Raw genomic sequence first — 20,187 nt, forward strand, 5'->3', positions numbered from 1 at the left:
TCGAGCAGGCTGAAGACGCGCCCGAAGGTGTCGTGCGAGGCGATGCCGTTGGCGTACGGCAGATGCTGGCGCAGCCAGTCGATCTGCAGCTCGGCCCAGTCGGTGACCGAGACCCAGCTGTCGGCGCCACTGCTGACGCCGCACAGCGCCGCGAACATCAGCTCGTCCAGCGGAAACGGACACGACCGCGAGCGCGGATCGTCCAGTTCGGCCAGCGCCTCGATGAAGTGGGGGAGCAGCGGCGCAGTGGTCATCGGGGCGGGCGCCGCTTCGAGCTGCGGCGGTTGGGTCAGCGGGGCGTGTTCATAACACGGAACCGACCAGGTTCTTCATACAATCGCCCTGGAGCGCATGCCAGGTCGCGGTGGCTTCATCGGGCGCGAAGAACCCGGCCCGGGCACCATGGACCGCAGCCATGCCGGCCACGGTCGCCCGTTCGGGCAGGGACAGCGATTCGGCGCCATCGCCGAAGAACTCGACGAGCTGCCCCTGCACGCTGACCCTGCCGAGCCGTGCGCCCAGGCTCCGTCGCAGATCGTCGGCGCTCGCGGCCACGTCCATCCTGCCGTGCAGGTGCACGCCGATCACGTCAGGTACCGGGATGCGCGCGGGCTGGCCGAACATCGCGGCTTCAGCCTCGAGATCGCTCACGATGCATCCGATCATGCCGAATGCGTTGACCAGGGCGAGGCGAGGCTCGGTGCCGATCAGGGTTTCCGGGAAATGCACGCCCTGTCGCTCCAGCAGCGTCTGCTGCCCGGTGCAGACGCCTGCGGGCAGGACGCGCAACTGCTCGAAGGCCTGTGCTGCCCATTCCATGAGATGTCGGAATTCGGGGTCGGTGCGGGTGGCGCGCCGCTCCTGGAGCGTCGCCGTCACGTCGACCGGAATCAGCGGCTCGATCCGCTCAGGCGAGCGTCCGTTGCGGGCAGCGGCGTCACGTAGCGTCGCCAGGTCGCACAGCAGCGGTAGCACCGAGGTTTCCTGCAGCACGACACGCGAGGCGATGAGAGGAATGCTCTCACTGCGCCAGCCCCGGGGCTGCCAGTAGGCGAGTTGCAGCACATGGCGCTCGCTGACATGGGGGCCGTCCAGATGGCGCAGCAGCGATTCCAGGATCATGCGCAGGCAGACAGGCAGGCGAGAAACGCGACCGATTCCGTTCGCCTCCAGTGCCGGCAGCGAGTACAGATGCCCATGCCGTGTTTCCGCGCCATCGGTCAGCGCGAAGGCCCTCAGCAGATCTCTCGAATGCAGTCTCATGGCGAATTCCGAGGAAGGTGGACTGGCCAGAATGCGGGGCATGTCGCATGCGGGTCTGTGCGGCAGCCGACAGACGGGCGTCGAGACGGGCGTTTCGAGCCTCCGCCTCACCTACAGGCTGACTGTGCTGATTCAGCTGGATTCGGACAGGCCGTGCCGCCTGCGGCGGCCAGCCGGCCCAGTGCGGCCAGCGCTGGCGCGATGCGTGCATCGCCCGGCGCATGGCCGAAGTTCAAGCGCAGGCTGCGTCTCAGCCGGCGGTCGGCATGGAAGGCGCTGAACAGCGCGCCCGGTGCCAAGCTGATGCCCAGGGCCGTGGCCTGGGCGTGCAGCGCCAGTGCGTCGCCGCCCTCGGGCAGCTCGACCCAGAGGAAATAGCCGCCCTGCGGCCGCGCCAGCCGGGTGCCGGCGGGGAAGTGCGCCTCGACCAGCGCATGCATCTGCGCCTGCTGCGTGGCGAGCTGGCGGCGCAGGCCGCGCAGGTGGCGGTCGAAGCCGCCTTGGGCCAGGTATTCGGCGATCGCCAGCTGCGAGGGCACCGCGGTGGCCAGCGAGGTCAGCGTCTTGAGCCGCCGCAGCGCGGCGGCGTGCCGCCCGGCCGCGACCCAGCCGACGCGGTAGCCCGGCGCCAGGCATTTCGAGAACGAGGTGCAGTGCAGCACCTCGCCCGCGGTGTCGAAGGCCTTGGCCGGGAGCGGGCGGCGGCTGCCGTGGTGCAGCTCGCCGTAGACATCGTCCTCGATCAGCGGCACGCCGTGGCGCGCCAGCAGCGCCACCAGCGCGCGCTTGCGCTCCTCGGGCATCAGGCTGCCGAGCGGGTTCTGGAAATTGGGCATCAGCCAGCAGGCGGCGACGCGGTGGCGGCTCAGCACCTGCGCCAGCGTGTCCGGGTCGATGCCCTCGCGCGGATCGGTCGGCAGCTCGACCGCGCGCAGGCCGTGGCGCTCCAGCGCCTGCAGCGCCGCGTAGAAGGTCGGCGACTCGACGGCGACGATGTCGCCCGGCCGGGTCAGCAGCCGCAGCGACAGGTCCAGCGCCTCCATCGCGCCGTGGGTGATGACGATCTCGTCCGGGTCGACCGCGATGCCGGCCAGCGCCTGGCGCCGGGCGATCTGGTGGCGCAGGCGCTCGTTGCCGGCGCTCAGGTCTTCCAGCAGCCGCTCGGGGTCGAGCACCCGCAGCGCGCGTGCGCCGCAGCGCGCCAGCTCCCGCAGCGGAAACAGGTGCGGGCTGGGGAAGGCCGAGCCCAGCGGCACCACCTCGCGGTCGCGGGTCGAGCCCAGCACCTGCATCACCAGGTCGCCGATGCTGACTTCGGTGGCTTCGGTGGACTCGGGCGTGGCGGGTGCGGCCAGCGGTTCGGCGACGGCGCTGGCGCGGGCCGCGCGCACGAAGAAGCCCGAGCGCGGCCGCGACTCGATCAGCCCGCGCGATTCCAGCAGGTCATAGGCCTGGAAGACGGTCGCGGCGCTGACCTGGCGGCTGGCGCGCGCCTGGCGCACCGAGGGCAGGCGCTCGCCCGGTCGCAGCGCGCCGCGGCGGATCGCGTCGCTCAGCTCGTCGGCCAGATCGGTGTAGAGGGGCATGGCCGGCATTGTGCGGGCCGGCCCCCGACAATCGCCCGATGAACCGTTCCCTCTCTCCCCTCTCTCCCAACCTCCGGGGCATCCTGTGGATGACGCTGTCGATGGCCGCCTTCGCGCTGGAGGACCTGTTCGTCAAGCGTGTCGTCGGGCGGATGCCGCTGTCCGAGGTGCTGGTGCTGTCGGGGCTGGGCGGCGCGCTGGTGTTCGCGCTGCTGGCTCAGGGGCAGGGCGTGCGGCTGCTGCAGCCGGCGGCGTGTTCGCGGCTGATGGCGGGCCGCGCGGTGTTCGAGCTGGTCGGGCGGCTGTTCTACGCGCTGGCCATCGTGCTGACGCCGCTGTCGACGACCACCGCCATCCTGCAGGCCACGCCGGTGCTGGTGGTGCTGGGCGGCAGCCTCTTCTTCCATGAGCGGGTGGGCTGGCGGCGCTGGGCGGCTGTGGTGATCGGCCTGGGCGGCGTGCTGATCGTGCTGCGGCCGGGCTCGGGCGGCTTCTCGGCGCTGTCGCTGCTGGCGGTGGTGGGCATGATCGGCTTTGCCGGGCGCGATCTGGCCAGCCGGGCGGTGCCGCCGGCGCTGGGCACGCTGCATCTGGGCGTCTTCGGCTTCCTGACGCTGGCGCTGGCCGGGGGGCTCTATGGCCTGTGGCGGCCTGCGGCCTGGGTCGTGCCTGACGCCGGGCTGCTGGCGCTGCTGGCCGGTGCGGTCGGCGTGGGCACGCTGGCCTATGCGGCGCTGATGAAGGCGATGCGCACCGGCGACCTAGCCACCGTCACGCCGTTCCGCTACACCCGGCTGATCTTCGGCCTGACGGTGGGCGTGCTGGTCTTCGGCGAGCAGGTGGATGCGGCGATGGTCGCCGGCTGCCTGGTCATCGTCGCCGCCGGGCTGCTGATCGCCTGGGACAACGCGCTGGCGCGGCGGCGGCTGCGCCTGGTCTGACCTCATGGATTGCATCTGATCCGGTCTGTTTTGACGAAATCTGAGTCTGTCGGATCAGAAGAGCGGCGCGCACAGTCGGCGCCATGCCGACGACCTCTGTTTCCGTTTCTCCTGCTCCGCTGCGCCACCCTCCGCAGCACCTGAACCCGGCCATCCAGGGCGACCCTCCGCGCGTGATCCCGATCCAGCCGGTCATCGAGCCGGCCCGCCGCATCCAGCCCCGGGCCACGCAGGGGCGCCTCACGCGCTGGCGCTGGGCGATGGTGCTGCTGACGCAGGCCTTCTTCCTGGGCGTGCCGTGGCTGCAGATCGATGGCCGCCAGGCGCTGCTCTTCCATCTGGAGCGCCAGCGCTTCGACGTCTTCGGTCTGGTGCTGTGGCCGCAGGACCTGATCTATCTGACCGGCGTGCTGGTGGCCTCGGCGCTGGCGCTCTTTCTGGCCACCGCGCTGGCCGGGCGGGTTTGGTGCGGCTTCAGCTGCCCGCAGACGGTCTACACCGAGATCTTCCTGTGGATCGAGCACCGCTTCGAGGGCGACCGCAGCGCGCGGCTGCGGCTGGATGCGGCGCCGTGGACGGCGGACAAGATCCTGCGCCGTGGCGGGCGCCACCTGGCCTGGATCGTCTTCAGCCTGCTGACCGGCTTCACCTTCGTCGGCTACTTCACGCCGATGCGCGAGCTGGCGGCCTCGGTGCCGGCGGGCAGCACGGGGCCGTGGGAGATCTTCTGGGTGCTGTTCTACGGCCTGGCGACCTGGGGCAATGCCGGCTGGCTGCGCGAGAAGGTCTGCCTGCACATGTGCCCGTATGCGCGCTTCCAGGGCTCGTTGATGGATCCGCGCACGCGGGTGGTGAGCTACGACGCGCCGCGCGGCGAGCCGCGCCAGCCGGGCAAGGCGGGCAAGGAGAAGACCCCGGGCGCCGGCGACTGCATCGACTGCACGATGTGCGTGCAGGTCTGCCCGGTCGGCATCGACATCCGTGAGGGCATGCAGTACGAGTGCATCGGCTGCGGCGTGTGCATCGACGCCTGCGACCGGGTGATGGAGCGCCTGCAGCGCCCGACCGGCCTGATCCGCTTCGCCGCACGCGATGGTGTCCTGGCCGGCGGTCTGGCGGGGCTGCGCGGCCTGCTGGGGCGCACGCGGGTGGCGGTCTATGCCGGGCTGCTGGCGCTGACGCTGGTGGCGATGGCCTGGGGCTTGAGCGTGCGCGCGCCGCTGGGCTTCGACGTCCTGCGCGACCGCGGCGTCATGGCCCGCCCGGTCGAGGACGGCGCGGTCGAGAACGTCTACCGCCTGCGCCTGAGGAACAACACCGGCCAGCCGCTGGACGGGCAGATTGCGGTTCGCACCGACGACGGGCTGGCGCTGGGGGTGGAGCCAGCGCGCATCCCCCCGCTGCCTCAGGCGGGCACGGCCGACATGGCCTTGAGCGTGCGCCTGCCGGCCGAGGCCGCACTGGAGCGCGCCGGGCGCACGCTGCCGATCGCGCTGATCGTCACCACGCCGACCGGCGAGCGGGTGAGCGAGCGCAGCACCTTCATCGTGCCGCGGTAAGTGCCCGGATAATCCCGGATTGAAAATATCCAGGGAGAATTGGCAATGATGAAGGCAAAGGCGCTGCGGCTGATGCAGGCGACGGCCGTGATAGTGGGCCTGCTGGCGCTGCCGGCCGGGGCACAAACGATGTTCAAGTGCGTCGGCAGCGGCGGTCAGGTCAGCTACCAGCAGACGCCCTGTCCGGGCGCCGGACCGGCGCGCAGCCTGGAGCGCGACCGCGCCGAGGCCGAGAGCCGCCACCGCGACACGCGCCCGGTGCTGCCGCCCCGTCCTGCGGTGGCCGCGTCTGCCGTGCCTGCTGGGCGTCCGCCCGCGACGGCCGCGGCCACCGCCACGGCCACCGCGTCTTCTTCGCTGCCGACCGCGCCCTCGCGTTGGCGCTGCGACGGCCGCCTCTACTGCTCGAAGATGACCTCCTGCGAGGAGGCGAAGTTCTTCCTTGCCAACTGCCCTGGCGTGAAGATGGATGGCGACCATGACGGCGTGCCGTGCGAGGAGCAGTGGTGCCGCAGCGGGTGGTGAGTTGGCGGCGCTGAGGGCGGGGCGGTGTGGCGGGCGTGGGTCCTCGCCTTCGCGAGGATGACGAGATCGCGAGGATGACGAGAGACTGCGGTCGCAAAGCGATAACGGTTGCGAGGATGACGAGAACGCTGTCTCCGTCCCGCTATCCGTCTCCGTCATGCCCGCGCAGGCGGGCACCCACGAGGGGCAGGGGATCGCCGCCGCCCGCGGCTATCATCGCCCGGCCCTGAAGCCGACCGGTCCGAGCGCCGCTGCCCTGCATGAATTCCCAAGCCCTCTCGTCCTTCCTCTGGTCGGTCGCCGACCTGCTGCGCGGTGACTACAAGCAGTCCGAATACGGCCGCGTCATCCTGCCCTTCACCATCCTGCGCCGGCTCGACTGCGTGCTGGCGGCGACCAAGCCGGCGGTGCTGGCCGAGCATGCGGCGCGCACCCAGGCCGGGCTGAACCCCGAGCCCTTCCTGCTGCGCAAGACCGGCGTGGGCTTCTTCAACACCAGCGCGCTGGACCTGCCCACGCTCCTGGGCGACCAGGACCACATCCGCCAGAACCTCTACGCCTATCTGCAGGACTTCTCGCCGTCGGCGCGCGACATCTTCGAGCGCTTCGACTTCCACGCCCAGGTCGAGCGGCTGGCCAAGGCGGACCTGCTCTATCTGGTCACCGAGAAGTTCGCCCGCATCGACCTGCACCCCGACACGGTGGACAACGCCACGATGGGCAGCGTCTTCGAGGAGCTGATCCGCAAGTTCGCCGAAATCTCCAACGAGACCGCCGGCGAGCACTTCACGCCCCGCGAGGTGATCCGGCTGATGGTGAACCTGCTGTTCATCGAGGACAGCGAGGTGCTGGCGCCCGGCCGCGCGGTGGTGCGCACCGTCTACGACCCGACCGCCGGCACCGGCGGCATGCTGAGCGTGGCGGCCGAGCACCTGACGGCGCACAACCCGCAGGCGCGCCTGACGATGTTCGGCCAGGAGCTCAACGACGAGTCCTACGCCATCTGCAAGGCCGACATGCTGATCAAGGGCCAGGACGTGGGCAACATCGTCTGCGGCAACACGCTCAGCGACGACGGCCACGCCGGGCGCCATTTCGACTACATGCTCTCCAACCCGCCCTTCGGCGTGGAGTGGAAGAAGGTCGAGCGCCAGGTGCGCCAGGAGCATGAGCTCAAAGGCTTCGACGGCCGCTTCGGCCCCGGCCTGCCGCGGGTGAGCGACGGCTCGATGCTGTTCCTGCTGCACCTGGTCAGCAAGATGCGCCCGGCGGTCGAGGGCGGCAGCCGCTTCGGCATCGTGCTCAATGGCTCGCCGCTGTTCACCGGCGGCGCCGGCTCGGGCGAGAGCGAGATCCGCCGCTACCTGCTGGAGAACGATCTGCTGGAGGCCATCGTCGGCCTGCCGACCGACATGTTCTACAACACCGGCATCGCCACCTATGTGTGGATCGTCTCCAACCGCAAGCCCGAGGACCGGCGCGGCTTCGTGCAGCTGATCGACGCCAGCGGCTTCTGGCAGAAGATGCGCAAAAGCCTGGGCTCGAAGCGCCGGGAGATGAGCGAGGCGCACATTGCCACCGTGACGCGCCTGTTCGGCGACTTCACCGAGGCCGAGCAGGTGACGGTGCTCGACGCGCAGGGCCAGCCGGTGGGCGAGCCGCGCCTGGTCACCGGCACCGACACCGCGCCGCTGCCGCCCGAGGGCGGGCGCCTCAAGCGCGTGCCGATCGCGCGCATCTTCAGGAACGAGGACTTCGGCTACACCACCCTGACGGTCGAGCGGCCCTTGCGCGACGCCGCCGGCGCGGTGGTCCTGGGCCAGAAGGGCAAGCAGAAGGGCAAGCCCCAGCCCGACAGCGCGCTGCGCGACACCGAGAACGTGCCACTCTGCGAGGACATCGCCACCTACTTCGCCCGCGAGGTGCTGCCGCACGCGCCGGACGCCTGGATCGACGCCGAGAAAAGCAAGGTCGGCTACGAGATCGCCTTCAACCGCCACTTCTACGTCTTCGAGCCCCCGCGCAGCCTGCACGCCATCGACGAGGAGCTGAAGGCGGTGTCGGCCAACATCATGCGGATGCTCGGGGAGCTGGCGGAATGAGTTTGCCGAAGTATCCGCACTACAAGCCCAGCGGCGTCGAATGGCTGGGCGAAGTGCCGGCGCATTGGGATATGTTCCGAATGGGATCGTTATTCCGGGATGTCAATGAGCCAGGGAATGACGAACTGCCGGTGCTGAGTGTCTCTATCCACGACGGGGTTTCCGACAAGGAGCTCGATGAGAACGAGATGGACCGGAAGGTGACGCGGAGCGATGATCGATCAAAATACAAATTGGTCATGCCGGGTGACTTGACATATAACATGATGCGCGCTTGGCAGGGAGGATTTGGAACTGTCGCCGCTCATGGCATGGTCAGCCCGGCATATGTGGTGGCGCGACCCGTGCGGCGCTTCATGACGTTCTTCGCTGAAATGATTTTGCGGACACCGAATGCCGTCGCGGAAATGAAGCGTCACTCCAGAGGTGTGACAGACTTCAGGTTGCGGCTCTATTGGGAGGATTTTAAGTGCATTGAAATCGCTCTGCCTCCTGCTGACGAGCAAGCAGAGATTGTGGATTTCATAAAACATGAAACTTCCAAGATCGACGCCCTGATCGCCGAGCAGGCGAAGCTCATCGCCCTGCTGGCCGAGAAGCGCCAGGCCACCATCTCGCACGCCGTCACGCGCGGCCTCGACCCCGCGGCGCCGATGAAGGATTCCGGCGTGGCGTGGCTGGGGGAGGTGCCGGCGCATTGGGAGGTGAAGCGTGTGAAGGACTGTGGATGCGAAGTCGTGGACTGCAAGAACAGGACGCCAGAACCGCATGTCGAAGGTGACTATTTCGTCGTCAGAACGTCCTGTGTCAAGGATGGCCAGTTTAATCCGGAGCCAGGGTATTGGACCGATGAGGCGAACTTCATCGAGTGGACGGCGAAAGGCCGGCCTCAGGCTGGTGATGTTCTTTTCACGCGCGAAGCGCCCGCGGGTGAAGCGTGTCTAGCCCCGGAAGATCTCGATTTCTGTCTTGGGCAACGAATGATGTACATCCGACCGCCAAAAGATTTTTTGCTCAGCAAATTCTTGCTGTACTCAATTTACGGTGGTCTTGCGCGTGAGAAAATCAGCGAGAAGTCAAAGGGAAGCACCGTTGGCCATTTGAGAGTAGGCGAAGTCGGGGAGTTGCCACTACTCGTGCCACCTCTGGGCGAACAGCAGGAACTTGTGGATTTCATCGGCGATGAGTTGGAGAAGATTAAAAATCTAGCTGTTGCTTCCAATCGCGCCATCGCCCTGCTCAAGGAGCGCCGAGCGGCGCTCATCGCGGCGGCGGTGACCGGGCAGATCGATGTGCGGGGCTGGCGGGTGAACTGAGAGAAAAGTGGCCACGCACGGCGGTTCTGGTAAAAAAGTAGGGCCACTGATGATTTTTCGAGCGAGAAGGCCTGATCTGACATGAGCAACGTCGGCTATGCGTGGATCCAGGACACGCTGGGCGCACCGGACTTTCTGGGGGCGCGGCGTGCGCGGCTGACCCCGGGCGTCAACCGCATCGTGCGCGTGGCGCACGGTGGGCTGTCGGTGCCGGACAAGCTCGCGCCCGGGCCGACGCTGCTGCAGCATGCGCTGTTCGCCCTCAAGCACGAGGGCGTGCATCTGGGGCTGCTGCTGAGCGCGCTGCGCCGCATGCCCCCCGAGGAGCTGGCTGCACAGGCGCGGGCTGCGCCCAACAGCGTGTACGCGCGCAAGCTGGGGCATCTGTGGGAGCGCCTGCAGGGTCGGCGTCTGCCCGGGCTGGACGATCTCCGGGTGGCCTCGGCCTATGCGCCCCTGTTCGACCCCGACGACTACTTTGTCGGCGTGGCCCGGCGTGATGCGCGCTGGCGCATCGAATTCAACGGCCTGGGCGAGCTGGACTTCTGCCCCGTGGTGCGCAGGACGCCCGCCATCCAGGCGCTCGTGGGCCGGGACATCCTGGCGCAGGCCCAGGCGTTCGCCCAATCAGTGGGCGCCGCCATGCTGGAGCGTGCCCTGAACTGGGCCTACCTGAGCGAGACCGAAGGCTCCTTCGCCATCGAGGGCGAAGCGCCCAGCCAGGACAAGACCGCTCGGTTCGCCGCCCTGCTGCGACGCGCGCATGAGCAGCGGCCGATCACCGAAGAGATGCTGGTGGAGCTGCAGAACGCCACCCTGTCCAATCCGTACGACATGGCGGTGCAGTTCCGCACCGAACAGAACCGGCTGCAAAGGGACGTGCCGGGCGCCGTCGGCGTGACCTACGTGCCACCGGCACCGGAGCTGGCCGTGGCGCTGATGGAGGGCCTGATGCGTCTGGCCAACCAGCGCCCCGCCGGGCTGGACGCCCTGGTCCATGCGGCCGTGGTGTCCTTTGCCTTTGTGTTCATCCACCCCTTCATGGACGGCAACGGCCGCCTGTCGCGGTTTCTGATCCATCACTGCCTGGGACAGACGCGCCTGTTGCCGCCGCAGTTCCTGCTGCCGGTCTCGGTGGCGATGAAGAAGCACGAGGCGGCCTACCTGAGCGCGCTGACCGCCTTCAGCCAGCCTGCGCGCCAGTTGTGTCAGGTGACCTGGGCGGGCGACGAGCATTACGCCTATGACTGGACCGAGGGCGCCGACCTCTGGTTCCGGACCATGGACCTGACGGACGCGGCCGCCTTCACGCTGAACATGGCCGAAGCTGCCCTGGACATCCACATGCGCCAGGAGGTGGAGTTCCTGACGCTGTTCGATCAGGTCAGACGCCACATCGACGCCCGCCATGACCTGCGCGGCAGCGATCTGTCCACCCTCATCGTGACGATCCACCAGAACGGCGGCGTGCTGTCCAACAACCGCCGCAAGCGGTTTGCGGAGCGCGTGCAGCCCCAGGTGCTCGACGCGATCGAGGATGCGGTCAGGCGGTCCATGCAAGGCCTGCCCCTGGTGCCCGACATGACGGCGCCGGACGCGGCCGACTGAACACCACACGACACCAGACACCCAACCAGACGACACACCAGGGAGAGACCGTGTCATCGCTGCACCGCGAAATCCACTTCGAGGCCGAGATCTGCCAGCACCTCGGCGCGCATGGCTGGCTGAACGAGGACGGCGCCGCGCGCGAGTTCGATACCGCGCGCGGGCTCTACCTGCCTGATCTGCGGGCCTGGATCGAGGCCAGCCAGCCCGAGGCGTGGCAGCGCCTGTGCAAGACCCACGGCGAGCCGGGCGCGCTCGCCGTGCTGGCCGACCGGCTGCGCAAGGGCCTGAACGAGCGCGGCACGCTGGAGCTGCTGCGCCGCGGCCTGGAGCTGCTGGGCTTGAAGGAGCCGCTGGCGCTGGCGCAGTTCAAGCCCGCGCTGGACCTGAACCCGGCCACGCAGGCGCGCTACGCCGCCAACCGCCTGCGCGTGCTGCGCCAGGTGCACCACTCGCCCAACCAGCCCAGGGATGCGCTGGACCTGGTGCTGTGCCTCAACGGCCTGCCGGTGGCGACCGCCGAGCTCAAGAGCAACTTCACGCAGAGCGTGCACGACGCGGTCGATCAGTACCGCCATGACCGCCTGCCGCACCCGAAGGGGGGCGTGCCCGAGCCGGTGCTGGCCTTTCCCGGCGGCGCGCTGGTGCACTTCGCCGTCAGCCAGAGCGAGGTGATGATGAGTACCCGGCTGGCGGGCACCTCGACCCGCTTCCTGCCCTTCAACCGCGGCCACGACGGTGCGGCCGGCAACGCGCCCAACCCCGAGGGCTACGCCACCGCCTACCTGTGGGAAGAGGTGTGGGCGCGCGAGAGCTGGCTGGAGATCCTGCACCGCTACCTCGTCGGCAAGCGCGACGACAAGGGGCAGCTCCAGGCGGTGATCTTTCCGCGCTACCACCAGCTCGACGCCACGCGCAAGCTCGTGGCCGATGTGCTGGCCAACGGTGCCGGTGAACGCTACCTGATCCAGCACTCGGCCGGCTCGGGCAAGACCAACTCCATCGCCTGGACGGCCCACTTCCTGGCCGACCTGCACGATGCGCAGAACGCCAAGGTCTTCGACAGCGTGCTGGTGGTCAGCGACCGCAACGTGCTGGACGCGCAGCTGCAGGAGGCGCTGTTCGACTTCGCGCGCACCACCGGCGTGGTGGCCCGCATCAGCAACGAGGCCGGCAGCAAGAGCGCGCAGCTCTCGCAGGCGCTGAAGGACGGCAAGAAGATCATCGTCTGCACCCTCCAGACCTTCCCGTTCGCGCTGCAGGCGGTGCAGGCGCTGGCCGCCACCGAGGGCAAGCGCTTCGCCGTCATCGCCGACGAGGCGCACAGCTCGCAGACCGGCGAGGCGGCGGCCAAGCTCAAGCAACTGCTGTCGGCCGAGGAGTGGGCCGCTGTTTCCAGGGATCTGCAGGACGGCGGCGAGCTGGACACCGAGGCGCTGCTGGCCGCGCAGATGGAGGCCAAGGCCAGCGCAGGCGCGGCGGCCAAGGGGCTGACCTACATCGCCTTCACCGCCACCCCCAAGGCCAAGACGCTGGAGCTGTTCGGCCGGCCGGGCGAGGACGGGTTGCCGCAGCCCTTCCACGTCTATTCGATGCGCCAAGCCATCGAGGAGGGCTTCATCCTCGACGTGCTGAAGAACTACACCAGCTACAAGCTGGCCTTCAAGCTCGCGCACGACGGCCAGGAGCTCGGCGAAGAGCAGGTCGAACGCAGCGCCGCGATGAAGGGGATCATGCAGTGGGTGCGGCTGCACCCCTACAACATCGCGCAGAAGGTGCAGATCGTCGTCGAGCACTACCGCGAGAACGTGCAGCCGCTGCTGGAGGGCCGCGCCAAGGCCATGGTGGTGGTGGCCAGCCGCAAGGAGGCCGTGCGCTGGCAGAAGGCGGTGCGCGCCTACATCGCCCGGCAGGGCTACGAGCTGGGCGTGCTGACCGCCTTCTCCGGCGAGGTCGACGACGCCGAGAGCTACCCGGCGCCGGTCAGCGAGAGCAGCAAGGACATCAATCCGGCGCTCAAGGGGCGCGACATCCGCGAGGCTTTCAAGGAGCCTCAGAACCACCTGCTGCTGGTGGCCAACAAGTTCCAGACCGGCTTCGACCAGCCGCTGCTGTGCGGCATGTACGTGGACAAGATGCTGGGCGGCATCCAGGCGGTGCAGACGCTGTCGCGCCTGAACCGCGCCCACCCCGGCAAGGACACCACCTACATCCTCGACTTCGTCAACGACCCGGCCCAGGTGCTGGCGGCCTTCCAGACCTACTACCAGACCGCCGAGCTGGAGGCGACGACCGACCCCCACCTCGTCTACGACCTGCGCGCCAAGCTCGACGCGGCGGGCCACTACGACGAGTTCGAGGTGGACCGGGTCGCCAAGGTCGACCTCGACCCGAACGGCACGCAAAAGCAGCTCGACGGGACAATAGCCCCCGTGGCCGACCGCCTGCTCAAGCGCTACAAGGCCGCCCAGGCCGAGAAGCTGCACGCCGAGCGCCTCGGTGACGACAAGGCGGCCCAGGCCGCCCGGGACACGCTGGACGCGCTGCTGCTCTTCAAGGGCGACATGGGGGCCTACGTGCGCCTCTACGCCTTCCTGAGCCAGATCTTCGACTACGGCAACACGGCCATCGAGAAGCGCTTCCTGTTCTTCAAGCGGCTCATCCCGCTGCTGGACTTCGGCCGCGAGCGCGACACGGTCGACCTGAGCCGGGTGGTGCTGACCCACCACAACCTGAAGAACCGCGGCGCCCAGCCCCTGGGCCTGACGCCGACCGGCACCTATCCCCTGGCACCCATGGAGGGCGCGGGCACCGGCGGCGTGCAGGAGAAGCAGAAGGACTATCTGGCCGAGATCATCGAGAAGGTGAACGGCCTGTTCGAAGGCGAGCTTTCGGACACCGACCAGCTGGTCTACGTGAACGGCGCACTGAAGGGCAAGCTGCTGGAGAACGAACTGTTGGTGCAGCAGGCCGCCAGCAACAGCAAGGAGCAGTTCGCCAGCTCGCCCGACCTCGGTCAGGCGCTGCTCGACGCCATCATGGACGCCTTCGACGCGCACCAGAAGATGAGCACCCAGGCGCTGGGCTCCGAGCGCCTGCGCGGCGGGCTGCTGGACGCGCTGCTCGGGCCGGGGCAGCTCTGGGAGATGCTGCGCGAGCGGGCGGGGGCGGGGGCGGGGCGTGGGTCCTCGCCTTCGCGAGGATGACGAAACCGCTGTCTCCGTCGGATGACGAGAGCACCGTTTCCGCCATGCACACCGTTTCCGCCATGCACACCGTCTCCGTCATGCCCGCGCAGGCGGGCACCCACGAGGGGCTTCGGGCGGTGATGACGGGGCGGTGCTGGCGCTGGGCGCGCCCGGCGCCTCAGCGCACCGGCACCCCCGGCAGCACGCACAGCATCTCGTACAGCAGGTTCGCGCCCAGCAGCGCGGTGTTGCCGCTGGCGTCGTACGGCGGCGAGACCTCGACCAGATCGGCGCCCACCAGGTTCAGGCCGCGGCAGCCGCGGATGATCTCCAGCGCCTGCGGCACGTTCAAGCCGCCGATCTCGGGCGTGCCGGTGCCGCCGGCGTAGGCCGGGTCGATGCCGTCGATGTCGAAGCTGAGGTAGCAGGGCGCATCGCCGATGACCGCGCGCACCTTGTCCATGATGGGCGCCAGCGACTGCCACCAGACCTCGTGCGCCGGGATGATCGTGAAGCCCTGGCGGCGCGGCCAGTCGAAGTCGTCGGCGGCGTAGCCCGAGCCGCGCAGGCCGATCTGCCAGACCTTGTTCGTCTGCAGCAGGCCTTCCTCCACCGCGCGGCGGAAGGGCGTGCCGTGCGCGATGCGCTCGCCGAACATCTCCTCGTTGACGTCGGCGTGGGCGTCGACATGGATCAGCGCGACCGGGCCGTGGCGCTCGGCCACCGCGCGCAGGATCGGCAGCGCGATGGTGTGGTCGCCGCCCAGCGTCAGCGGCACGCAGCCGTGGCCGAGCACCTCGCGGTAGAAGTCAGTGATGATGTCGACCGACTTTTCCAGCGAGTAGGTGTTGATCGGCACGTCGCCCAGGTCGGCGACCTGCAGCGCGTCGAAGGGCGCGGCGCCCGTGGCCATGTTGTAGGGCCGGATCAGGCTGGACTCGGCGCGGATCTGGCGCGGGCCGAAGCGCGCGCCGGCCCGGTTGGAGGCGCCGATGTCCAGCGGCACGCCGATGAAGGCGGCGTCCAGGCCGGCGGCCGAAGTGGCCACCGGCAGGCGCATCATCGAGGCCAGGCCGCCGAAGCGCGGCATCTCGTTGCCGCCGAGCGGCTGGTTCAGCGACCGGGGGGGCAGTGGGGTGCTCATGCGCGGCGGCCCCGGATCCACTCGAGCGCCAGCATCAGGCCGGTGGTGAAGATCGTCAGCAGCGTGGCCACCGCGGCGATGGTCGGGCTGATGTTCTCGCGGATGCCGGTGAACATCTGGCGCGGCAGCGTCACCTGCTCCGGGCCGGCCACGAACAGCGTCACCACGACCTCGTCGAAGGAGGTCGCGAAGGCGAACAGCGCGCCCGAGATCACGCCCGGCGCGATCACCGGCAGCGTGATGCGGAAGAAGGTCTCGACCGGGCCGGCGCCCAGGCTGAGCGAGGCGCGCACCAGGTTGTGGTTGAAGCCCTGCAGCGTCGCCAGCACGGTGGTCAGCACGAAGGGCGCGCCCAGCGCGGCGTGCACCACGATCAGGCCGAGGTAGCTGTCGGCGAAGCCCAGCTTGGCGAAGAACAGGTAGCAGGCCACGCCCACCACCACGATCGGCACCACCATCGGCGCGATCAGGATGCTCATCAGGAGGCCCTTGCCGGGAAAGTCGGTGCGCGACAGGCCCACCGCTGCCAGCGTGCCCAGCACGGTGGCCAGCACCGTGGCCGCCGGCGCCACGATGAAGCTGTTGCGTGCGGCGCGGCCCCACTCCGGCGCGTTGAACAGGTTCTCGTACCACTGCAGCGACCAGCCCGGCATCGGATACGCCAGGAAGGAGCTCGACGAGAAGGACAGCGGCACGATCACCAGGATCGGCAGCAGCAGGAACACCAGCATCCCGATGCAGAACAGGCGCATCAGCCACCAGCCGAGCTTGTCGGCCAGCGTGGCGTACGCCGGGAACTGCGGGTTCATCGCGGACAGGATCGCGTTCATCGGTCGTCTTCCTTCTTCTTGCTTCTTGGGCCGGTGCTCAGCCCAGGCTCAGCTCGGACTTGACCATGCGGCGGTAGACGCCATACAGGATCAGCGTGGCCGTCAGCAGCACCGCGCCCAGCGCGCAGGCCATGCCCCAGTTGATCTCGACGTTGGTGTACTGGGCGATGTAGTACGACAGCATCTGGTCGTCGGCGCCGCCCAGCAGCGCCGGCGTCACGTAGTAGCCGATGCTCAGGATGAAGACCAGCAGCGCGCCGGCCCCCACGCCCGACCAGGTCTGCGGCACATAGACGCGGAAGAAGGCCGCCAGCGGCGAGCTGCCCAGGCTGATGGCCGCGCGCAGATAGGTCGGCGGCACCGACTTCATCACGCTGTACAGCGGCAGGATCATGAAGGGCAGCAGGATGTGCACCATCGCGATGACCACGCCGGTGCGGTTGAACAGCAGCGCGAGCGGCTCGTCGATCAGGCCGGTGCCGACCAGCGCCGAGTTGACCAGGCCCTCGCGCTGCAGCAGCACGATCCAGGCCGCGACCCGCACCAGGATCGAGGTCCAGAACGGCACCAGCACCAGGATCATCAGCAGGTTGGCGCGGCGCGCCTCCATCGTCGAGAGCCAGTAGGCCAGCGGATAGGCCAGCAGCAGGCACAGCACCGTGACCACCGCCGAGATGTTGAAGGTGCGCAGCAGGATCTTGCCGAAGACCGCCTGCTCGGTCGGCATGGCCTCGATGTGGCCGGCGGCGTCGCGGTGCAGGTCGACCGCGGCGAGCAGGTAGTCGGGCGTCCAGCGGCTGGCGTTCTTGGCGATCGCCTGCCAGTAGAGCGCCTCGCCCCAGCGCGCATCGACCTCGATCAGGCGGTCGCGCGTCTGCTCGGGGCTCAGGCCCTCGCCCAGCGGCAGCGCCCGGTAGGTCTTCATGACCAGCGAGCGCGCGCCCGGCACCTCGGAGTTCAGGCGCCGCGCCAGCGTGCCGGCCTGCGCGCTGTCGGGCAGCGCACCCAGGTCCTTCGCCAGACCGGCGAAGGCCGCCGCCGGCGGCAGGTCCTGGCGGTTCCAGCCCGAGAGCGCCCCGCCGGTGTGCACCAGCACGTCGGCCACCTCCGGGTTCTCGACCGCACGCTTGAGCAGCGCGCCGATCGGCACCAGGAAGGTCAGCAGCAGGAAGACCAGCAGCGGCAGGGTCAGGCTGACGGCCGTCAGCTTGCGGCGGCGCTCGGCGCGCTGGAGGGCACGGGCGAGGTCCTGGCCGCGCGGGGCGGCGGCGGCCTGATCGTCGAGGGCGAGGCTGTGCATGGTCGAGGCAGGCGTCAGTCGGGCAGGAGGCGAGGCGCGTTCGGCGGACTTACTGGGCGGCCCAGGCGGCGAAGCGCTTCTCCAGCGCCTCGCCCTGGTCGGCCCAGAAGGTGATGTCGAACTTCAGCGCGTCCTTCGAGTTGGCCGGCGAGGTCGGCAGCAGCGCCAGGGTCTTGGCATCCAGGTTGCCCAGGGCCTTGTTGTTGGTCGGGCCGTAGGAGATCAGCTTGGCGTATTCGGCCTGGGCGGCCGGCTGCGAGGCCGAGGCGATGAACTTCATCGCCAGGTCCTTGTTCGGCGTGCCCTTCGGGATGACCCAGTAGTCCAGGTCATAGATGCCGCCGGTCCAGCTGATCTGCAGGTTCTTGCCTTCGCGCTGCGCGGCGTCGATGCGGCCGTTGTAGGCGGTGGTCATGACCACGTCACCGGCGACCAGGAACTGCGGCGGCTGCGCGCCGGCTTCCCACCACTGGATCGAGGGCTTGAGCTCGGTCATCTTCTTGAACGCGCGCTCGGCGCCGGCCGGCGTGCCCAGCACCTTGTAGACGTCCTTCGACGGCACGCCGTCGGCCATCAGCGCGAACTCGAGGTTGTAGCGCGCGCCCTTGCGCATGCCGCGCTTGCCGGCGAACTTCCTGGTGTCCCAGAAATCGGCCCAGGTCTTGGGGCCGTCCTTCAGCTTGTCGCCGTTGTAGGCCATGACGGTCGACCAGATGAAGATGCCGACGCCGCACTCCTGCACCGCCGCCGGCTGGAAGTCGGCCTTGTTGCCGACCTTGGCCCAGTCGATCTTCTCGAACAGGCCCTCGTCGCAGCCGCGTGCCGCGTCCGGGCTCTCGACCTCGACGACGTCCCAGGTCACCTTCTTCGTCTCGACCATGGCCTTGATCTTGGCCTGTTCGCCGTTGTATTCGACGCCGACGATCTTGGTGCCGGTGGCCTTCTCGAAGGGCTCGACATAGGCCTTCTTCTGCGCGTTGCCATTGGCCCCGCCGAAGTTGACGACGGTCAGCTGGCTCTGCGCGAGCGCCGAGCCGGCCAGCAGCGAGGCCGCGGCGGCCACGACCAGGGAAACGGTAGCGTTCTTCATGACGAGGGTTCCTCTGTGAGAGCGGAAGGGGCGGGGGAAAAAAGGAAGGAAAGGGCGGACGGCTCAGGCGTAGACGCGCAGGAACTGCGGCGCGATGCGCAGCCACACCGGCTGGCCGGCCTGCGGCGCCTGGTCGCCCAGCGGCACCTTGACGGTGGCCTGGGCCTGGCCGGCCACCGCGCAGCGCAGGCGCAGGTGGTCGCCGAAGTAGATGACGTCGTTGATCGCGGCCTGGATGATGTTGCTGTCGTTGGCCGCCGGCTGGGTCAGCATCGCCTCGATGCGCTCCGGGCGCACCGAGGCGGTCACGCGGCTGCCGGGCTGGACCTGGTTGACGTTGACGCCGGCCAGGCGCTCGCCGGTGGGCAGCACCAGCTCGCAGCGGCCGTGGTGGTCGTCGGCGCCCAGCGTGCCCTCCAGCACCGTGCTGTCGCCGACGAAGCCGGCGACGAAGCGGTTCGAGGGCGTCTCGTAGAGGCGGTCGACGATGTCGATCTGCTGGATCAGGCCGTCGTTGAAGACGGCAACGCGGTCGCTCATCGTCAGCGCCTCGCCCTGGTCGTGCGTGACGTAGACGAAGGTCACGCCGAGCTGGCGGTGCAGCTCCTTCAGCTCGATCTGCATGTGCTCGCGCAGCTGCTTGTCGAGTGCGCCCAGCGGCTCGTCCATCAGCACCAGCTGCGGCTCGAACACCAGCGCACGCGCCAGCGCCACGCGCTGCTGCTGGCCGCCGGAGAGCTGCGAGGGAAAACGGTCACCCTTGCCGCCGAGCTGCACCATGTCGAGCGCGCGCGCCACGCGCTTGTCGATGTCCACCTTGGGCACCTTGCGCACCGTCAGCGGATAGGCCACGTTGGCCGCCACCGTCATGTGCGGGAACAGCGCGTAGTTCTGGAACACCATGCCGAAGTTGCGCTTGTGCGGCGGCGTGCGGGTGATGGGCTTGCCGTCGAGCAGGATCTCGCCGGCGGTGGGCGACTCGAAGCCGGCCAGCATCATCAGCGTGGTGGTCTTGCCCGAACCCGACGGGCCCAGCAGCGACAGGAACTCGCCGCGGCGGATGTCCAGATCGAGATTGCGCACCACCAGACTCAGACCGTCATAGGTCTTCTGGACGCCTTTGAATTGAACCAGGGCAGGGTTGCTCATCGTCTTCGGGTGCTCGGGAGTGGATCGGGGAAAGGCTCGACGCGGGGCGCGGCGGACAAGGGGTCCGTGCTGCAGGACGCCCGGACTGTAGGAGGGGGCTTGTCGCGACAACATGCACAGACAGGGCCCGACGCCGACGCACTGTGCAGGCGGTACTGCCTGTACAGACTTGCCCTCTGTTCAAGAGCGGTGCGGCATGTCTGGCACTGGTGCGGTGCATGCCCCGAAAAGAGGCTTGGGTACCGCAAAGCCCTGCTGAAATCGTTTTCGATGCGGTGGAAACGCACAAAATTCGCCCCAATGCGCGCCATCAGGCCCGGGCGATGGACAGAAAAATTTTTCCGGCTCACGCGCCATGTTGCAGAAAGTTGACAGCGTGCCGAAGGGGAGTCGCCGCTGCTCCGGCTTGGAGCAGGTCCGGATTTCAGGCCTTCCTGTCATTTTAAATACTAACAGCTACGCGATTTGCAAACCGCTAAACGCAGAACCCGGCTGTACAGGTTCAAGCTGCTAATTCGCTTCAGAGCCTTCCGGCTTCGCCGGCAGTCTTGAAAAATAAAGGCGCTTTTGGCCGGCCTCGTGGTCG

15 protein-coding genes are annotated in these 20,187 nt (G+C 68.6%); 7 read left to right on the forward strand and 8 right to left on the reverse strand.

Going from position 1 to position 20,187, the window contains the following annotated elements:
• The 3 genes from BW996_RS18005 to BW996_RS18015 form a co-directional block, all read right to left on the reverse strand.
• On the reverse strand, positions 1–254 hold a 254-nt coding region (locus tag BW996_RS18005; protein WP_139330866.1), incomplete at its 3' end, for a transposase family protein.
• A gap of 49 nt (positions 255–303) precedes the next feature.
• Positions 304–1,263, reverse strand: coding sequence for an aconitase family protein (locus tag BW996_RS18010; protein WP_162178012.1), 960 nt, complete (start codon positions 1,261–1,263; stop codon positions 304–306).
• Between the two features lie 107 nt (positions 1,264–1,370).
• Positions 1,371–2,849, reverse strand: coding sequence for an aminotransferase-like domain-containing protein (locus BW996_RS18015; protein WP_051632344.1), 1,479 nt, complete (start codon positions 2,847–2,849; stop codon positions 1,371–1,373).
• Positions 2,850–2,887: 38 nt separating this feature from the next.
• Between BW996_RS18015 and BW996_RS18020 the strand changes: the two genes are divergently transcribed.
• The 7 genes from BW996_RS18020 (at position 2,888) to BW996_RS18050 (ending at position 14,106) form a co-directional block, all read left to right on the forward strand.
• Positions 2,888–3,790: a DMT family transporter gene (locus BW996_RS18020; protein ID WP_037486342.1), complete on the forward strand. Its 903-nt coding sequence runs from the start codon at positions 2,888–2,890 to the stop codon at positions 3,788–3,790.
• 83 nt (positions 3,791–3,873) lie between these two features.
• On the forward strand, positions 3,874–5,349 hold the full coding sequence (gene ccoG / locus BW996_RS18025) for a cytochrome c oxidase accessory protein CcoG (protein WP_081838324.1): 1,476 nt from the start codon (positions 3,874–3,876) through the stop codon (positions 5,347–5,349).
• A gap of 45 nt (positions 5,350–5,394) precedes the next feature.
• Positions 5,395–5,874, forward strand: a complete 480-nt coding sequence (locus tag BW996_RS18030; protein ID WP_051632343.1) for an excalibur calcium-binding domain-containing protein — start codon at positions 5,395–5,397, stop codon at positions 5,872–5,874.
• A gap of 260 nt (positions 5,875–6,134) precedes the next feature.
• Positions 6,135–7,976 (forward strand): type I restriction-modification system subunit M, encoded by a 1,842-nt coding sequence (locus BW996_RS18035; protein WP_037478121.1) that lies wholly within the window; start codon positions 6,135–6,137, stop codon positions 7,974–7,976.
• A complete protein-coding gene (locus BW996_RS18040) occupies positions 7,973–9,292 on the forward strand; it encodes a restriction endonuclease subunit S (RefSeq protein WP_076459035.1) in 1,320 nt (439 codons plus the stop codon). Before BW996_RS18035 ends, BW996_RS18040 begins: the two co-directional genes overlap by 4 nt.
• Positions 9,293–9,373: 81 nt before the next feature.
• Positions 9,374–10,900 carry a Fic family protein gene (locus BW996_RS18045; protein WP_076459036.1) on the forward strand — a complete coding sequence of 509 codons (1,527 nt, stop codon included), beginning with the start codon at positions 9,374–9,376 and terminating at the stop codon, positions 10,898–10,900.
• A 50-nt stretch (positions 10,901–10,950) separates the two neighbouring features.
• On the forward strand, positions 10,951–14,106 hold the full coding sequence (locus tag BW996_RS18050; RefSeq protein WP_037478123.1) for a type I restriction endonuclease subunit R: 3,156 nt from the start codon (positions 10,951–10,953) through the stop codon (positions 14,104–14,106).
• 160 nt (positions 14,107–14,266) lie between these two features.
• On the opposite strand, the gene speB is transcribed toward BW996_RS18050, so the two are convergent.
• From speB to BW996_RS18075, 5 genes are all read right to left on the reverse strand, one after another.
• Positions 14,267–15,232, reverse strand: a complete 966-nt coding sequence (gene speB, locus BW996_RS18055) for an agmatinase (RefSeq protein WP_175619141.1) — start codon at positions 15,230–15,232, stop codon at positions 14,267–14,269.
• A complete protein-coding gene (locus tag BW996_RS18060; RefSeq protein ID WP_175619142.1) occupies positions 15,229–16,062 on the reverse strand; it encodes an ABC transporter permease in 834 nt (277 codons plus the stop codon). The genes speB and BW996_RS18060 overlap by 4 nt, the downstream gene beginning before the upstream one ends.
• A gap of 37 nt (positions 16,063–16,099) precedes the next feature.
• Positions 16,100–17,362 (reverse strand): ABC transporter permease, encoded by a 1,263-nt coding sequence (locus BW996_RS18065; protein WP_037478125.1) that lies wholly within the window; start codon positions 17,360–17,362, stop codon positions 16,100–16,102.
• 49 nt (positions 17,363–17,411) lie between these two features.
• Positions 17,412–18,452, reverse strand: coding sequence for an ABC transporter substrate-binding protein (locus tag BW996_RS18070; RefSeq protein ID WP_037478126.1), 1,041 nt, complete (start codon positions 18,450–18,452; stop codon positions 17,412–17,414).
• A 63-nt stretch (positions 18,453–18,515) separates the two neighbouring features.
• The gene (locus BW996_RS18075; protein ID WP_037478128.1) at positions 18,516–19,601 is read right to left on the reverse strand and encodes an ABC transporter ATP-binding protein; all 1,086 of its coding nucleotides are present in this window, start codon (positions 19,599–19,601) and stop codon (positions 18,516–18,518) included.
• Between the last annotated feature and the right edge of the window lie 586 nt (positions 19,602–20,187).

Origin of the sequence: Sphaerotilus natans (genome assembly GCF_900156335.1) — a bacterium.
GTDB classification, from domain to species: domain Bacteria; phylum Pseudomonadota; class Gammaproteobacteria; order Burkholderiales; family Burkholderiaceae_C; genus Sphaerotilus; species Sphaerotilus natans.

Bases quoted from the DNA above. Each gene is read 5' to 3' on its own strand.
- BW996_RS18010 (WP_162178012.1), bottom strand. From the start codon at position 1,263: ATGAGACTGCATTCGAGAGATCTGCTGAGGGCCTTCGCGCTGACCGAT.
- BW996_RS18015 (WP_051632344.1), bottom strand. From the start codon at position 2,849: ATGCCCCTCTACACCGATCTGGCCGACGAGCTGAGCGACGCGATCCGC.
- BW996_RS18020 (WP_037486342.1), top strand. From the start codon at position 2,888: ATGAACCGTTCCCTCTCTCCCCTCTCTCCCAACCTCCGGGGCATCCTG.
- ccoG (WP_081838324.1), top strand. From the start codon at position 3,874: ATGCCGACGACCTCTGTTTCCGTTTCTCCTGCTCCGCTGCGCCACCCT.
- BW996_RS18030 (WP_051632343.1), top strand. From the start codon at position 5,395: ATGATGAAGGCAAAGGCGCTGCGGCTGATGCAGGCGACGGCCGTGATA.
- BW996_RS18035 (WP_037478121.1), top strand. From the start codon at position 6,135: ATGAATTCCCAAGCCCTCTCGTCCTTCCTCTGGTCGGTCGCCGACCTG.
- BW996_RS18040 (WP_076459035.1), top strand. From the start codon at position 7,973: ATGAGTTTGCCGAAGTATCCGCACTACAAGCCCAGCGGCGTCGAATGG.
- BW996_RS18045 (WP_076459036.1), top strand. From the start codon at position 9,374: ATGAGCAACGTCGGCTATGCGTGGATCCAGGACACGCTGGGCGCACCG.
- speB (WP_175619141.1), bottom strand. From the start codon at position 15,232: ATGAGCACCCCACTGCCCCCCCGGTCGCTGAACCAGCCGCTCGGCGGC.
- BW996_RS18060 (WP_175619142.1), bottom strand. From the start codon at position 16,062: ATGAACGCGATCCTGTCCGCGATGAACCCGCAGTTCCCGGCGTACGCC.
- BW996_RS18065 (WP_037478125.1), bottom strand. From the start codon at position 17,362: ATGCACAGCCTCGCCCTCGACGATCAGGCCGCCGCCGCCCCGCGCGGC.
- BW996_RS18070 (WP_037478126.1), bottom strand. From the start codon at position 18,452: ATGAAGAACGCTACCGTTTCCCTGGTCGTGGCCGCCGCGGCCTCGCTG.
- BW996_RS18075 (WP_037478128.1), bottom strand. From the start codon at position 19,601: ATGAGCAACCCTGCCCTGGTTCAATTCAAAGGCGTCCAGAAGACCTAT.